Source organism: Paenibacillus sp. PSB04 (assembly GCF_025809195.1).
Taxonomy (GTDB): domain Bacteria; phylum Bacillota; class Bacilli; order Paenibacillales; family Paenibacillaceae; genus Paenibacillus_AQ; species Paenibacillus_AQ favisporus.
Genome location: NZ_CP081301.1, coordinates 1555778 through 1571483 on the forward strand (window position 1 = coordinate 1555778; position 15706 = coordinate 1571483).

The following is a 15706-nucleotide window of genomic DNA, read 5'->3' on the forward strand; positions in this document are numbered from 1 at the left end:
CAGAGCATCCATGGATGGAGTTTAAGCCCCTTTTTTAAGCGAAAAAGGGGCTTTTTGCGCGCAGCAGAACAGATGACACGGGAGGTAGCGCCATGTTTTTTATCCGGATGATGAATGATATGAAAATAAGGAAGAAGCTGGCCGTTACGTTTATATCGGTGGCCGTTCTTCCCTTGCTGCTGTGCGGCCTTTTTTTGACCGGAAAGCTGCGCGAAATCGTTATTGAAAACGCTTTTGTGCAGGTCTCTACCAATGTGGAGCGTGTTCGGAAACGTACGGAAGAGCTGATCAAGGTTCCGCTGGACATTTCGAACCGGCTGATGAATGACAATCGAATGAAAAGGGTAGCCGGCCAGAAATACAACAGCTACGTTGAGGTCATTCAGGCTTACCGTGACTATACGGATATCCGCGACTATCTCCAGCTGTACAAGGAGATATCGGGGATCCGCGTGTACGCCGAGAATCCGGGGGCACTCGATAACTGGGAGTTTATCCAGCCGGACCGAACGGTCACGGCCCAGGATTGGTACCAAGAAGCCTTGGCGCAGAAGGGGCTGGTCGGCTGGAATCTGATTCAAGATGAACGAAAGGGCTCCGATGATCTAAGTTTGATTCGTTCGTTTCCTTTAGATGCTTCCGGACGAAAAGGGGTATTGGTCATCAATGTGGACAAGCGCCGGTTAAGCTCCATTCTGGAGCAGGAGTCGTTCCCGACCCTGATCGTGGATAACCGGAACCGGATCGTCGCGTCCAATGAAGCGGGAGCGTCAGGAAAGGCTCTGTCGGATATTTATGCCGATCCCAATATACTGTCTCTTCAGGAGGGAAGCTACAATGCGTCCATCAACGGGAAAGCGTCCAAGGTAGTCATCGCCAGTCTGCAACCGCAGGACAGTTGGAATGGCCTTCGCACGATTTCGATTTTTTCCGTTGCCGAGATCACCCGTGATGCCAATCAAGTCATCCGTCTCGGTGTAGTCGTCATTGCGGCCAGTCTGATTGCTGCCGCCCTGCTCATTTATGCCTCCGCATCCTTATTATCCAGAAGGCTCCTCCGGTTAAGCAGGCATATGTCCAAAGTCCGGTCGGGTTCTTGGGAAACCTTTCTGCATATCGACGGGAAAGATGAAATTGGCCTGCTGTCCAAGCAATTTAATGCGCTGGTCAGAGAGGTGAACCACTTGTTCAATGAAGTCCAGGAAACGAACCGGCAGAAAAGCCTGGTGGAGAAAAGGCAAAACGAGATGAAATTTAAAATGCTGGCCAGCCAGATCAATCCCCATTTTCTCTTTAACTCGCTCGAATCGATCCGGATGGAGGCCCATATTCGAAAACAAGACGGCATCGCGGAGGCGGTGTGGCTGCTCAGCACGCTGCTGCGCAGCAGTTTGGAAACCGGCAGCGGCAAGATTCCGCTGGGCCAGGAGCTTGAGCGGGTGCGCTGCTATCTTGATATTCAAAAGTTCAGATATGAAGAACGCTTGCAGTATCGATTGACGGTTGATGCAGGCCGGGAAGGGATGCTGGTACCTCCATTGATTATCCAGCCTTTGGTGGAGAATGCCGTCGTTCATGGCCTGGATCACCGCGCGGAGGGAGTGTTTATTAGCGTGGAAGTGAAGGCATTCCAGAGGGGGGTTCAAGTCAAGGTGAGCGACAACGGTGCCGGCCTTTCGGCGGATCGTCTTCATCTCGTGCGACAGGAGCTTGCATCACCGGCTGAGGACGAGGGGGAGCAGCGGATCGGCCTGCGCAACGTGAATGAACGGCTGGTCTTGCTGTACGGGGAATCCAGTGCTTTACGGATCGACAGCGAGCCTGGAGCCGGAACTTTGATCACATTTTTCATTCCAGGAGGTGATTCCCAATGATGAAGGTCATCATTGTGGATGATGAACCGAAGCTGCGCCAAGGCCTGCAAACCTTGATTCCGTGGGACAGTCTGGGTCTTACCGTGACGGCCACGGCGGCCAATGGTCAAGAAGCACTGGCCGTGATTGATCAGGAACGGCCGAATATCGCCATCGTCGATATTCGCATGCCGCTTATGGATGGATTGCAGCTGATGCAATCCGTATCATCCAGCGGACTTGAGCTGCAAGTGATCATACTGAGCGGTTATGCCGACTTCGACTATGCCAAACAAGCGATTAAATACGGGGTAGCCGGGTATCTCCTCAAGCCGGTGGACATCAAAGAGATGATCCATACCTTAACGCGGGTCCGAGAGCGGATCGAAGAGGAACGCCTGAAGAAAGGGCCGCGCCAAATCGAGGGTGTAAACCAGGAATGGCTGCTCCAGAGCCTTCTCGTACCGCAGAATACTACCGAAGATCCCTCCAAGCTGCGAAACCTGGCACAAGCAGCCGGACTGCTGTGGAGCAGCTATGAAGTCGTGGCTGTATTCCTGCGCGGACCTGAAGCGACCCGCCCCGATGCGCTGCAGCAGCTTGCGGATGCGCTGAAGCCTGACATCGAGCGCAGGGGTACCGGAGCGGTCACGGTTATACCCCCTTACGTCATCCTGCTTCTCCAAGAGCCGCTGCGCGGCAGACAGCGAAGAGAGCAGTTGTACCGGTTGCTGCGGAACACTTTGGGGAATTTCCGGTTCGTTGCAGCCACCGGGGGAGCGGTGCCGGTACCGGAAGAGCTGAACATTTCCTTTATAAATGCCCAGGATGCGTTAAAACAGGCTTTCTTCAGCGAGAAGGGACGGCTGCTGGGTCCCCATCCTTCGCGCTATCCTTTACCGGAATTCCCGCGTCTTCCCGGCGGCAGTCCGGAAGAAATGATGGAGGAATTCATCTCCCGCCTCTATTACAGTCTGGATGCGGGCAATCAGACGATGATCCGGCCATTGCTGGACGAGGCGGCGGCCTTTTTTGTCATGCAGAAGGCGAATGAAGGATTTGTCAAAGAATCGTTTTTCTATTTATCGAATGCCGTCATTCATAAGCTGACCGCGACCGCGGGTTCCCGCAAGGAATGGAAAGGGACGGAGGAGGCTTCGCGTTTTTTGAAGGGGATTTTCGAATATGAGCATCTGGCGGATCTTTTGGAAGAAACACACTCTTTTCTTCTAGCATTAGCAGAGGATGCGGAACCGGAGGGAAAGGAAAGAGAGCTGAAGATCATGATTAACATCATTCACCGGCACTATGCCGACAACTTGAAACTGGATACGCTGGCCGGGATGCTGAACTACAGTACGGCCTATTTAGGCCAGCTCTTTAAGAATAAGACAGGGGAGTACTTCAACACATACCTCGACAAGGTCCGGATCCGCAAGGCAAAGGAGCTGCTGGAGCAGGGCATGAAGGTATACGAAGTGGCGGAACGCGTCGGCTACACGAGTGTGAACTATTTTCACAGCAAATTTAAAAAATACGAGGGCCGTTCACCTTCCGACTTTAAAAATCCATAATTTGTGGATGATTTTTACCGAAATCCGTTGTATTTGCCGTTTCTCCCCGCTGATTTATGATGGAAGCCAGGAGAGGGGAGGAAACATGAAAACGATAACATTAAAGACGGAAAACGCATACAAACAGACGACGCGGACCCGAAAAAGTGCGTGGAAGGTATTGAAAAACCAAAAATATCTGTATTACATGTCCATTCCGTTCGTTCTTTGGGTCTTTGTTTTCCAGTACCTGCCTTTATGGGGCTGGACAATGGCCTTCCAAAAATATAGACCTGGTGTAAGCTTTTTTGAACAGAAGTGGGTAGGCTTGGAGCATTTCCGTACCTTGTTCCAGGATGACCATTTCTACCAGGTACTTCGAAATACGCTGGCCATGAGCTTTATGGGCCTGATTGCAGGCTTTATTGTACCGGTCGTCTTCGCCTTAATGCTTAACGAGGTTCGGCTTCAGGTGATGAAACGGTTCGTGCAGACGGTGTCTTATCTGCCGCATTTTGTTTCGTGGGTCGTTGCTGCAGGCATCGTTACCAAAATGCTGTCAACGGACGGGGGCGTCGTAAACAGTATACTCCTCAGCCTGAACATCATCGATCAGCCGATTCAGTTCATGGCCCAGGGTCATTGGTTTTGGTGGATCGTCACCAGCGCGGACATTTGGAAGGAAACCGGGTGGAACGCCATTATTTATCTGGCGGCCATTTCCGGCATTGGCCCTGAGCTCTATGAAGCTGCCCGTGTTGACGGTGCGAGCCGGCTAAGGCAAATGTGGCATATCACGCTGCCCGGGATCCGGCCGACAATCATCGTGCTTCTGATTATGTCCATCGGCCACCTGCTCGGCACAGGCTTCGAGAAACAGTTTCTGTTAGGCAATCACCTGGTCATCGATTACTCGGAAGTGCTTGACTTGTATGCGCTTAACTATGGTTTGGCCATGGGACGCTACTCCTTCGGGACGGCGATCAATATTTTCAACTCGGTGATCAGCCTGATCCTGTTGTTTGCGGCTAACGGTATTTTTAAGCGCTTCACCAACGAAAGCATTATGTAAGGAGGAAGACATGGGAACTGCCAATAGTACTGCGCCGGCCGGCCGCATGAAGAGCAAACTGAAGTCAAAATCACCGCAGGACCGAATTTTGGAAGCGATCGTGTATCTGTCCATGATCGTGGTGACCGTCCTGACGATTTACCCGTTCTTAAACGTGCTTGCGATCTCCTTCAACGATTCGGTGGATACCGTCAGAGGAGGGATTACGATTTGGCCAAGGCAATTTACGCTGAAAAATTACGATTTGATCTTTACTTACAGCGGCCTCATCACCGGATTCAAAATTTCCGTCCTGAGGACGGTCATTGGAACCATAGCGGGTCTGCTCAGCGGTTCAATGCTGGCTTACGCGCTGGCCCGCAGCGATTTCCAAGCAAGACGATGGATCTCCATGTTTCTGGCCATCACCATGTATGTCTCAGGCGGGATGATTCCGGGCTTTATCCTGTTGAAGGAACTGCATTTAATTAATACGTTTGCCGTTTACATTTTGCCGGGGCTCGTGAGCGCCTTTAACGTCTTCGTCATTCGTTCCTTCATTGACGGCCTGCCCTATGCGCTGCAGGAATCAGCGAAACTGGACGGCGCCAACGATTTTACGATTTACTGGCGCGTGATTCTTCCCCTTTGCAAGCCGGCGCTTGCGACCGTGGCGCTCTTTTTGGCGGTAGGGCAGTGGAATTCATGGTTTGACACCTATTTGTTCAATGGGTCCAACGAATCGTTGACGACCTTGCAGTATGAGCTGATGAAAATTTTGCAGAGCACGACAACGGGTGCTACCAATTCCCAGGACGCTGCCAATATGGCTCAGCGCATGGCACAGGTATCGCCGGAATCCGTCAAAATGGCGATTACCATTATCGTGACGGTACCGATTCTGGTCGTCTATCCTTTCTTGCAGAAATATTTTGTGAAGGGTATGACGCTTGGAGCGGTCAAAAGTTAAAGACAGATGCTGGTGTGTCCAGGCCTCACCGCCTGTTCCATACAAATTCATCATTATTCATTATGACTTGGGGGGTTAAGCTTCATGAAGTCAGGTAAAAAGAGATGGGCGGCGTCTGTACTGGCGCTGACTTTGACGGCAACGCTCGCAGCGTGCGGTGGAAACGGCGGCTCGTCTGCAGCCGAGACAGAGGGAAGTGCTGCATCCGGAACGAAAAGTGATGACCTGAAGCCCATCACATTCACTTATTTTTCGGAAGATTCCAGCACGAACTGGAACAACATGAAAGACGAGGTCGGTAAGGTGATCACGGAGAAAACCGGGGTCACCCTGGATGCGGAGTTCGCTGTTGGCGACCCGGTACAGAAAATTTCATTGATTGCGGCCACCGGCAACTATCCGGATTTGATCGCAGCCAAAGCGGATGTCGGCAAACTTGTCGACGCCGGCGCCGTCATCGACCTCACCGATTTGATCGACAAGTACGCGCCGAACATTAAGAAAATGCTCGGAGACAAGCTTGTTCGGACGAAGTACAGCTTGGATGACCAGGCGATCTACGCGATCCCGACCTGGTCGGCTGTCGAGGAGAAGAAGTTTAAAGCCGACGGAGGCTTTGAGCTACAGCATCGCGTTGTCAAAGAAGCGGGATATCCGGAAATTCGCACAGTGAAGGATTTTGAAAAGGTCATTCAGGACTACATCACTAAGCATCCGACGGACGAAAACGGCAATAAAAATATCGGCTTGTCCCTGAATGCGGACGATTGGCATATGTACCAAGTGACCAACTTGGGATTTCAGACGACCGGAGGGCCGGATGACGGCGAGTATTACATCGATCAGGAAACACACCAGGCCACATACCATTTCCGCCGTCCGGAAGAAAAGGAGTTCTTCCGCTGGTTGAACCACATGAATTCCATCGGACTGCTTGATCCGGAAAGCTTCGTGCAGAAAACCGACCAATTTAAGGCGAAAGTAGCTTCGGGGCGGGTACTTGGCCTTGCCGATCCGGAATGGGATTATGGCGACGGACAAAATGCGCTGAAGGCGGCCGGCAAATTCGACCAGACTTATGGTCACTATCCGGTCACGATGAGCACGGAATACAAGGATACGAGCTTCTGGCCCGCCGGCTTTGACGGAGGATACGGCATCTCGATCTCCAGTAAATGCAAGGATCCGGTACGTGCGATCAAGTTCCTCGACTTTTTAGCATCGGAAGAAGGACAGATCCTGAATAACTGGGGCATTGAAGGCAAGCATTACACGATGGAAAACGGCAAACGCACGCTGATCCCGGAGGTGCAGGAGCGGGCGAACAATGACGGCGCAGCGTTCCAGAAAGAAGCGGGCCTCGGACTATACTGGAACTTGATGGTTCATTATGGTGACGGCATCAAGGATTCCACCGGTAACTACTTCACCCGCAATTACCCGGAACTGCTGACTGCGAACTACAGCGAGGCCGAGAAGGAGACCCTGAAGGCTTATAAAGCGGAGCATTGGAAGGACCTCTTCCCTAAGGAAGAAGACTTTAAGCCGAGAGCCTACGGAGCGGCATATACGATGTCGCTGCCTAACGACGATCCTGCCGTGATTCTGGGAGCCAAGATGAAGGACATTACATGGAAACGCATCCCGGAAGCGGTCATGTCCAAGCCGGAAGACTTCGACAACATTTGGGACGCCTATATGGCGGAGCTGGAGAAGGCCGGAGTTAAAGAAATGGAAGAGGCTTATACCAAGCATATCAAGAACCGGATCGAGCTCTGGTCGACCAATTGAGTAGAGTAAGGCAAAGAATCACCCCGAAAATCGGGGTGATTCTAAGTGTACGTAAAAGTAGCCAGTATGTTAGTCGCCTTGTGAATATGGTGAGAGATTTTTTATCGCTTAGGGATTTAGATTAAAGCAATCGCGAGCAGCGTGAACAGGCTTAACGTCAAAATGGAGTTGCGAGCCCTGAATCCGAAGGGTTGGAAAGCGGAGGTCGTTACAGGTCCATCTCTTCGATCTGTCTCCAAGTACACATGATCACGATCCACTTTTACGATTCTTCCTTCGTGCACATAACCGTCTCTTGTTATAATGCGGACTCTCTGGCTCATGAATCGCGTGCAGCTATAATAGGCATCCATCTCATCATTCCTTTCTTTGACAAAGCATCATATGAACGCGTTGGACAAGGGGTCACGGCAGTTATACCAATGAATGAGGCCGATTCCGCTAGTTTACGATATTTTGAGAAACGAACGTTAAAGTGCACCTTTAAACCTTTAAAAAAGATTCAGAAATAAATGAAACCCTGCAGCACAAAGCTGTCAGGGTTTAAAAATGTTATTTGTTCAGAAAAAGAAAGATCTAATGCTTTCAGATCACAACGGCGCGTCCATATATGTTGTAATTATATAACAAAAATTAATTTGCACCTGTAATACAAAAAAAACAAAAAAAACCTGCCAGCAGGTAGCCAGCAGGGTTTTCGTCAATCCTGATATTTGGTTTACCAACAAAATGCTGCCAAAATAATTACCAACAGAATGAACAACACAAGGATAGCACCAACATTGTTGTGCAAGCCGTAACCGTACCCTGCGCCAACTCCTCCTACAACTCCACTCATCCCTTACTACCTCCTTGAGTTTAAAGTACAATGTATCTTATGATTTAATTAGGATTGGGTATGGGCAAAGCGGTAAATAGATAATCATATCTTATGGATAATGAGCATTTGGGGAAGGGCAAACCTCTCAAGGGCAAACACTCATTTTTAAGTTTCGGACTATAAATTTAGAATGAATCAAAAAAACGACCCTGCCAGCTAATAGCCAACAGGGAAGAGGCGAGCTTACCGATGGCCGAGGTCGTCAACCGAATTTCAGATACGTCTCCTTGATAGGGGGCTTTTTTTGTTATGTAAAAATATTTTTCACCCGTACAACTCTTTATGCCAAGTCATACTTTTTAGGGACACACAAAAACTGTTTCTCTGGACCCACACGGTATTTGTACGCTACTATTAAAACCTATCGTTTCAACACTGATGCTACTGAATGTGTAAGGAGTTAAAAACGTGAACCATGAAGACAAACAATCGACATTTGCCATTTGGCTCAGCTTCATAAGTAATATCGTGTTAACCGCTATTAAACTCGGTGTTGGATTCTTATCCAATAGTCCAGTGCTCATTGCAGACGGTGTCCATAATGCAGGAGACGTCGTCGCCACAGGCGCAGCCCTCAGCTCCATGCGAATCTCCAAACAGCCTCCGGATGAGGATCATCCCTATGGTCATGGGAAGGCAGAGGTGCTGGGGGCAGGGGTCGTGGCCATCATTTTAGCGCTGGCCGCTCTATATATGGCCTATCACTCCGTCATGGTGCTGTTCGAACCCCCGCACAAAACAACCGTCGTCGCGCTGGCAGCAGCGGCTTTTTCTTTGATTTTGAAGCAAATTCTCTATGTTTATACCATGGCTATCGGAAAACGTCACCGAAGCAGCGGGCTCATTGCCACAGCTTATGATCATCTTGCAGATGTCTATGCTTCCATTGCCGCGGTCATCGGCATCGCATTGGGCATGCTCGGCGATCATTACGATATCGCGATTCTCTCCTATGGCGATCCTATTGCCGGAATCGTCGTCGCTTATTTGGTGTTAAAGCTGGCGATTCATATGGGAAAATCCTCGGTCGATGTTTTGATGGAAAAAAACGTGGACTTGGAGAAAATGAACGAGCTTACGGAGTTAGTCAAAACGGTTCCGGAAGTAAAGCGTCTGGATCGCCTGCGTGCGAGGGACCACGGCCATTATATTATTGTTGATATTCGAGTTGGGGTGGCGGCTGAGCTCAGTGTTCAGGAAGGGCATGATATTTCCCGAAATATTAAACAAACGATCATGAAGCATTGCTCCGATGTCGGAGAGGTTATGGTTCATTTAAACCCATGGTATGAAGAGTAGTCCGCAAATAGCTAAACCCCGCTCACTGAGCGGGGTTTAACGTTTCCTCATCCTTATCCGTAACTTCCTCCACCACGCCGTACCGCTCCAGCGCCTTCACCGAAGCCTCCAGCATACGTCTCTTCACATACTCTCCTTCAAGCACCCGCACCCGTTTGCCCAGGAAGCGCAGCTTGGACAGCAGAAATTCCCTCTCATCGCCCATAACGCATACCTTGACCGTATAGGTATCGGTTTGCACGTCATACTGCACTTCTTTGTCAAAGCAGCACAGCGCATACAGAATGCGCGACATCTCCTGGTTATACTGCGGGATGATCTGGACGAGCACCTCGGCTTTGCGGTTCTCCAGCGTCTCGCTGATCCGCGTCAAAATATCGCTCACCCGCTCAAGCGGCAGCTCCTGCTCGGTGACAGAGAGAATGTTATCCAGCTTCGTGCTCATGAAGGCGCGATTGCGGATATGGTGCCACAGCAGATACCATTCCCGCTTTACCATGGAATACTCCAGCCGGTAGGGCACGCCCAGTTGGTTGGAGTAGACTTGCCCGCTTTTCAGGGCGTGGGTGACGCGGATACCGCTCCGGTTCATGATCAAGCGGCGCAAGGGCCGCAGGAGGGGGTGGTATACCTGCTTTTCCCGGCTCCGCGCTTTCTCGATCAGGTGAGCGTCGGTGTCCATCGCTTCATCTTCGGCCAGCAGAGCCGCCAGCTTCGCCAGCGTTTCGGGCGTAAATGCTTCGGAAGCGGCGGGATGCTCCAGCACGGTTTTCAGCCAAGCGCGTTCGTGGGCGGTGACCATGAAGGTGCCGGAATCGTCGAGCCGCGAGATGATCTGGTAGTTAAAAATCTTTTCAAACAGATTCATAATAGGCGCGTATCTCCTTCCATTCCGCGATCATTTCGCGGCGCAGCCGGATCGGCTCAAGCACCTCGCAGCTGGAACCGAAGCTCCGCAGCCACGGCTTGATTTCCGTCGTGCCGTTTACGGTAATCTCGTAGATGAAGGCTTCGTCGTCTTCATCGACGATTTGCCCCCACTGACCCTGCAGCAGCACCCGCTCTTTGATGAAATTCGGTCCGTCGCCGGGATTGTAAAATTTAGCCCGGACCGTAACCGGTGCGCCGGTGTCGATCAGCCAACTGTAGCGGAGCTTCTCCAGCAGTTCCTGCTGCCTCTCCGCAAACCAGACGGGATCCGCCTCATCTGCCTCCTCAAACTGCGTGATGCCTTCCATCCGGTATTTCCGGATGCCTTCCCGGCCATAGGACAGCAGATACCAGCGGCCGTACTGATGGTCGTACACGACCTTTAACGGCAGCGTCTGTTCCAGCTTGCCCTGCGTTTTCCGTTCAAACAGCGGGTTGGTATTCTGGGAGGCGTAGCTTTTTTCCGCTTTGGGCGAGAAGTACAGGAACCGGACCTTCCGGTGCTTGCGGATCGCATCCAGAATGGAGAACAAATGGGCTTCGTCCAAAATCCGCGAGTGGTAGTGATATTTATATAAAAAGGGCTCGACCGCATGCTTCTCCGCATGGCTTCGCATCAGCTGCTTCTTCAGTCCGTCCCGCAGCAGGTAGCCCTGAACGGAAGGAATTTGGGTGCCCGCCATGACGTCCACAAAATCGTACAAATCCAGCAGCTCATCTTCGGTCAGCTCCTGAACGAGCTCTCCGCGAATGGCGTACCGGTAAGGGCGCGCTCCGCCTATTTTGCGGATCACTCCTACCTCTTCCAGGTACTTCAGGTCCTTGCGGATCGTCTTCTCATCCGGGAGCGGGAGATGGGCGGCCATCGCGTTCGTGCAGCAGTCTAGCAGCTCCAGCGCCGTAAGGGACTGCGTACCAAGCGCCCCAAGCAGCAGGGACAGCCGCTCACTTTCTGACTCTTTCAGCGACTTGGCGCGGAACAGGAACAGCAGCATCGGGTCGGCCGAATCGTAGTAGTTGTAACGCAGCCCTTCGCTGAACTCCTTGCCCTGTTCCTCCGGCAACTGCTGGTACGTGGCCTGGACAATTTCCTTGAGGCGGCGGATCGTCTTATCGAACGTGTTCACGGAAATCCCCAGCCGCTTGGCGAACTGCTGCCGGTTATACGCCCCGCTCGTCAGCACCAGCAAGCGCAAAAACTGGATTTCTTTATCAAAGCTCTCTTTGGCCATCTGGCGGTTCTCCTTTTCCGTATCGATCTCATTCTATTGTAGCAGGCGAACCGGGTGGTTAACACGTGAACCTTACCATGAGCGTGCCGTGATCGTGTGAGCGGAAACACGAATGACGCCTGTTTCACCAGATTTCTATGCCGGGTCGTAATACTTGCGCCATGTTCGTGCGCACGAAAATAAGCGATGATGACAGCAAGGAATTGAAACCCGCAAGCAAGGAGAGTGCAGTATGGCGATCGTGCAAATCAAGTCCACGAACCCGCAGTTTTCATTTTTGATCAAAAAGAACCCGCATTCCGGCATGATTCTCCGCAGCATCCGCAAAGGGATGGCCTACGGCTGGTATTCGGATGAGCAGACGTTCAACGTCTATTTCAAAGACGCCGATAATGAAATTTCCTATAAGCAGCATGCCGACGAGCAGTTTGAATATTTGAACGTGTCGCGTTACAACACGCCGTTATTTCCGCTCAACGCGATCGGCGAGTTTTTCGCTCATCCGCTCAAGCACCATGACGAACGTGATACGGAGGGGTATGAGCATACGTTGATGATCGGCATGATTCATATCGAGCTCACGCGCTACATCGATTTTTTCGAAAAACATCTCAAAGACTTCACGTTTCAGATTACGCATCAGGCGCATAAGAGCTACTCGCTCACGGTGACGACGCAGCGCAGCCTTTATGAACTCCTTCACGCCGTGAGCGTGCTGTGCCTGTTCCTGTCCATGTTCGGCAACGAATACATCGACATTTCCGAGCATGTGCTGGACAAATACATCCGCAGCATCAACGTGATCGACGCGCCGTTTTACATCCGCAGCCTGTTCGTCCGAAATTTCCTGGCTTCCCGGGAGCGGTATAACAAGTACAAGGCGGAGCTTGAAGCGTCGGCCCGATACCGCATCCAATTTGCGTACGGAGGTACGGCGCTGCAGCGCCGAAATTACATCGGCAGCGTGCTGCCTTTCGATAAGTCCATTCTCGATGTCGGATGCGGTGAAGGCTTTTATGCGCTGCCGTTTGCCGGCAAAATCGAAGGAAGCTATTACGCGGTCGATATCGACGAAGAGAGCCTGGCGGCCCTGACCCGCAAAGCGGAGTCCCGGCAAATCGATAACATTGCGCCCTTCCACTCGGTGGAGCATTTTCTCGAGGACTACAACGGCGAACGGGTCGATGTGATCCTGACGGAAGTGATCGAGCATATGAGCAGAGAGGAGGCGGCGCAGCTGATTCGGCAGATTGTGGCCGGGGTCGATTTTGATCATTTGGTGATCACGACGCCGAACGCCGACTTTAACCATTATTACGAGCTGTCCGGCTTCCGCCATGACGACCATAAGTGGGAGATGGGGCAGGAGGAGTTCCAGACGTGGATGCTGGATGTGATTCAGGGGCTCGGACTGTCGCATGAATTCGCGGCGATCGGGGATGAGGTCGACCAGATCCAGACGACGCAGGGCGTTATTTTGAAGAAAGAGGGGGCTTAAAGCTCATGGAAATCCGCACAAAAATGCATACCATCTTCATGCTCGTCGGTTCCACGGAATGCGGCAAAACGACGTTTGCCCAAGATGTGCTGATTCCGGGACTGCGGTTTGAGGATGTGACATCGAAATTAAAAGCAAACATTCAATATCTGTCCTCCGACCGGATCCGCCAGGAGGTGCTCGGATATGATTACGATAAATACGATCAAGTGATGCTGGAGGCGAGCGAGCAGGCTTTTCACCTGCTGTTTGAGCGGCTGAAGATGGTTACGTCGTTTCCGGTTAATGCCGATTTCGTGGTGGTGGATACGACGGGGCTGGCGGAGGATTTTCGCGAAAAGGTGCGGGAGATCGCCCGCAGCAATCACTACAATCTTGAGATCATCGTCTTCGATTACCGGAAAAGGGAGGACTACTACGCATCGGAGCGCTCCAAACGGCTCATCACGAATCATATCAACCGCCTGAAAAAAGACGTGCTCGGCGCGCTGCCGCGCGATGGCTATGAGAAGATCCATAAGGTACGGGCCAAGGACTTTTACCGGCCTGAAGAAAGCACGGCCAATCCCGACTACCGCGTGATGATCGAGGATTTGGAGGCTTACCGGGAGACGGTTCTCCCGCATGGCCCGCAGTACATCATCGTGGGGGATGTCCATGAGTGCGTGGAAGAGCTGAAGGGTCTGCTGCTGAGCTACGGCTTCCGGATGGAGGCAGGCAAGCTGTTCGCAGGGGAGAAGCTAAGGTCTACGAAGGTCATCCTGGCTGGTGACTGGATCGATAAAGGCAAGCAGACGCGTGAAATTATCGAATTTCTGTACGAGAATCAGGAGCATTTCTTGTTCGTGATGGGGAATCACGAAAATTTCGTCTACAAATACCTGCGGGGCGAGATCCAGGGCGTGGATCAGGAGCTGCTGCAGACGTATTTTGATTCCACCGAGACACTGGCAAACGATGATGAGCTGCTCCGGAAATTTAATGAACTGGTGGAAAAGGCAAAGCCCTTTTACCGCTATGTAGGAACGGACGGCCCTTCCTACTATGTAACGCATGCACCCTGCAAGAAGAAATACATCGGCAAGTTGGACGCCCAATCGGCCCGCCATCAGCGCAATTTCCGCATCGACCGGGAGGCGCCGCTGGAGGAACAGCTGTCCTTCCTGAAGGATGAGGCGGTCGGAAACCACCCGTATCATATCTTCGGTCATGTGGCCGCCAAGCAGGCTTTCCGGATCCGCAACAAAATCCATCTCGACACCGGCGCTGTGCATGGAAACGGGCTGACGTCCGTGACGGTTTCGTTCAAACCGTTCATGAAGTCGCATAAGTCGCGCACATCCGTGCTGACCGAGGAACTTCCGGCGCTGTTCCAGGAAAAGCGGAAGGTATCCGTACAGGATTTGGGGGAGGACGATATCCGCAGGCTGCATTACTGTTCCCGGCATAAAATCAACTTCATTTCCGGTACGATGTCCCCGGCGGATAAAGATATGGAGAGAAATGAGCTGGAGTCGCTGAAACGGGGCTTGGACTATTTCAAGGAGAACGGTGTCCTGAAGGTGGCGCTGCAGCCCCAATATATGGGATCGCGCTGCAACATTTATTTGCATCTCGACGTAGAGCAGTGCTTCGCGGTAAGCCGCAACGGTTACAAGGTGAAGCAGGTGGATCTGACGGTAGTCTACCATCGGCTGCTGGCCAAGTTCGGCCCTTATATGCAGGAGCGGGGAATCCGCATGCTCATCCTGGACGGCGAGCTGATGCCGTGGAACGCCCTCGGCGAAGGGCTGATCCAGCGGCAGTTCAAGCCGATCGAGAAGGCGCTGGAGGGCGAGCTTTCCTTTTTGCAGGACCATGGTTTTGAAACCGCTCTGCAGTCATTGACCGAGCAGTATCAGGCCAGCGGCTTCGAGCAGGATCAATACCGCATGCCTAAAAAAGACCTAAGCGACAAATACGGCGCCAACGTGTACCAGAACTACAAGCATATGCACGAAATTGTGGAGACGTCCGTATCGTTGGCACAGCATACCGAAGCTTACGAAACGTACAAAAGACAGCTGGAGCTGTATGCGGAAGCAGGGGAGATGGAGTATAAACCGTTCGCCATCTTGAAAATCGTCTTTGAAAACGGCGGGGAGGAATTGCCGCAGTGGACGACATCGGAGATGTACGGCTTCTTGTCGGACGATGAATCGGTTTCACTTGATTTGTCCGAACCGGAGAGTTATGCAGAGGCGGAGCGGTTCTTTGCCAAGCTGACGACGGAGAAGCACATGGAAGGCGTCGTTATCAAGCCTGAGGCTTGGGACGGCCGGACGGTGCCGTACATGAAGGTGCGCAACCCGGACTACCTGTCCATTATTTACGGCTACGACTACCGATTCCCGCATAAGTACCGGAAGCTGCTGAAGCAGAAAAGCATCGCCCGCAAGCTGCGGACCTCGCAGAACGAATACCGGCATGGCCTCCGGATGCTCGGCGTGAAATACGACGAGATCGAACCGATGCATGCGGCGTACCAGGAAGCGGCTGCCAATCTGCTGTTTGAGGTGGCCCAGGAGCAAGAGATCGATCCACGGCTGTAGGCGTTCGATTCTCCCTCATGCAGATCCATGAGAAAGACCACCTCTACGGGTGGTCTTT

Annotated in this window: 12 protein-coding genes; 8 read left to right on the forward strand and 4 right to left on the reverse strand. The window is 52.0% G+C overall.

What is annotated here, in order from left to right:
• Positions 1-92: 92 nt before the first annotated feature.
• The 5 genes from K2F33_RS07560 to K2F33_RS07580 all read left to right on the forward strand — a co-directional run bounded on the left by K2F33_RS07560 (position 93) and on the right by K2F33_RS07580 (position 7218).
• The gene (locus K2F33_RS07560; RefSeq protein ID WP_263881335.1) at positions 93-1874 is read left to right on the forward strand and encodes a cache domain-containing sensor histidine kinase; all 1782 of its coding nucleotides are present in this window, start codon (positions 93-95) and stop codon (positions 1872-1874) included.
• The gene (locus tag K2F33_RS07565) at positions 1871-3427 is read left to right on the forward strand and encodes a response regulator transcription factor (RefSeq protein ID WP_263881336.1); all 1557 of its coding nucleotides are present in this window, start codon (positions 1871-1873) and stop codon (positions 3425-3427) included. The genes K2F33_RS07560 and K2F33_RS07565 overlap by 4 nt, the downstream gene beginning before the upstream one ends.
• A gap of 85 nt (positions 3428-3512) precedes the next feature.
• The gene (locus tag K2F33_RS07570; RefSeq protein ID WP_263881337.1) at positions 3513-4478 is read left to right on the forward strand and encodes an ABC transporter permease; all 966 of its coding nucleotides are present in this window, start codon (positions 3513-3515) and stop codon (positions 4476-4478) included.
• Positions 4479-4488: 10 nt separating this feature from the next.
• Positions 4489-5427 (forward strand): carbohydrate ABC transporter permease, encoded by a 939-nt coding sequence (locus tag K2F33_RS07575; protein WP_076173136.1) that lies wholly within the window; start codon positions 4489-4491, stop codon positions 5425-5427.
• Positions 5428-5511: 84 nt separating this feature from the next.
• Positions 5512-7218 (forward strand): ABC transporter substrate-binding protein, encoded by a 1707-nt coding sequence (locus K2F33_RS07580; RefSeq protein WP_263881338.1) that lies wholly within the window; start codon positions 5512-5514, stop codon positions 7216-7218.
• Between the two features lie 116 nt (positions 7219-7334).
• Here K2F33_RS07580 and K2F33_RS07585 read toward each other — a convergent pair whose 3' ends face one another.
• Positions 7335-7571 (reverse strand): hypothetical protein, encoded by a 237-nt coding sequence (locus K2F33_RS07585; RefSeq protein ID WP_076173134.1) that lies wholly within the window; start codon positions 7569-7571, stop codon positions 7335-7337.
• 365 nt (positions 7572-7936) lie between these two features.
• Positions 7937-8056, reverse strand: a complete 120-nt coding sequence (locus tag K2F33_RS07590; RefSeq protein ID WP_208629353.1) for a YjcZ family sporulation protein — start codon at positions 8054-8056, stop codon at positions 7937-7939.
• Positions 8057-8506: 450 nt separating this feature from the next.
• Here K2F33_RS07590 and K2F33_RS07595 point away from each other — a divergent pair, with 450 nt between their 5' ends.
• The gene (locus K2F33_RS07595; protein ID WP_076173133.1) at positions 8507-9397 is read left to right on the forward strand and encodes a cation diffusion facilitator family transporter; all 891 of its coding nucleotides are present in this window, start codon (positions 8507-8509) and stop codon (positions 9395-9397) included.
• 22 nt (positions 9398-9419) lie between these two features.
• Here K2F33_RS07595 and K2F33_RS07600 read toward each other — a convergent pair whose 3' ends face one another.
• Entirely contained in the window at positions 9420-10265 is an 846-nt protein-coding gene (locus K2F33_RS07600) for a WYL domain-containing protein (RefSeq protein ID WP_076173132.1), read from the reverse strand.
• Entirely contained in the window at positions 10252-11559 is a 1308-nt protein-coding gene (locus K2F33_RS07605) for a helix-turn-helix transcriptional regulator (protein WP_263881339.1), read from the reverse strand. The genes K2F33_RS07600 and K2F33_RS07605 overlap by 14 nt, the downstream gene beginning before the upstream one ends.
• A 232-nt stretch (positions 11560-11791) precedes the next feature.
• On the opposite strand from K2F33_RS07605, the gene K2F33_RS07610 reads away from it, so the two are divergent.
• Together K2F33_RS07610 and K2F33_RS07615 are read left to right on the forward strand one after the other, a co-directional pair.
• Complete coding sequence (locus K2F33_RS07610) at positions 11792-13057, forward strand: class I SAM-dependent methyltransferase (protein ID WP_076173130.1); 1266 nt, start codon at positions 11792-11794, stop codon at positions 13055-13057.
• Positions 13058-13062: 5 nt separating this feature from the next.
• Positions 13063-15648 carry a metallophosphoesterase gene (locus K2F33_RS07615; RefSeq protein WP_263881340.1) on the forward strand — a complete coding sequence of 862 codons (2586 nt, stop codon included), beginning with the start codon at positions 13063-13065 and terminating at the stop codon, positions 15646-15648.
• Positions 15649-15706: the final 58 nt, after the last annotated feature.

Excerpts from the sequence above, each read along its gene's own strand:
- K2F33_RS07570 (WP_263881337.1), top strand. The coding sequence starts at position 3,513 with ATGAAAACGATAACATTAAAGACGGAAAACGCATACAAACAGACGACG.
- K2F33_RS07560 (WP_263881335.1), top strand. The coding sequence starts at position 93 with ATGTTTTTTATCCGGATGATGAATGATATGAAAATAAGGAAGAAGCTG.
- K2F33_RS07580 (WP_263881338.1), top strand. The coding sequence starts at position 5,512 with ATGAAGTCAGGTAAAAAGAGATGGGCGGCGTCTGTACTGGCGCTGACT.
- K2F33_RS07610 (WP_076173130.1), top strand. The coding sequence starts at position 11,792 with ATGGCGATCGTGCAAATCAAGTCCACGAACCCGCAGTTTTCATTTTTG.
- K2F33_RS07605 (WP_263881339.1), bottom strand. The coding sequence starts at position 11,559 with ATGGCCAAAGAGAGCTTTGATAAAGAAATCCAGTTTTTGCGCTTGCTG.
- K2F33_RS07600 (WP_076173132.1), bottom strand. The coding sequence starts at position 10,265 with ATGAATCTGTTTGAAAAGATTTTTAACTACCAGATCATCTCGCGGCTC.
- K2F33_RS07575 (WP_076173136.1), top strand. The coding sequence starts at position 4,489 with ATGGGAACTGCCAATAGTACTGCGCCGGCCGGCCGCATGAAGAGCAAA.
- K2F33_RS07615 (WP_263881340.1), top strand. The coding sequence starts at position 13,063 with ATGGAAATCCGCACAAAAATGCATACCATCTTCATGCTCGTCGGTTCC.
- K2F33_RS07585 (WP_076173134.1), bottom strand. The coding sequence starts at position 7,571 with ATGGATGCCTATTATAGCTGCACGCGATTCATGAGCCAGAGAGTCCGC.
- K2F33_RS07590 (WP_208629353.1), bottom strand. The coding sequence starts at position 8,056 with ATGAGTGGAGTTGTAGGAGGAGTTGGCGCAGGGTACGGTTACGGCTTG.
- K2F33_RS07565 (WP_263881336.1), top strand. The coding sequence starts at position 1,871 with ATGATGAAGGTCATCATTGTGGATGATGAACCGAAGCTGCGCCAAGGC.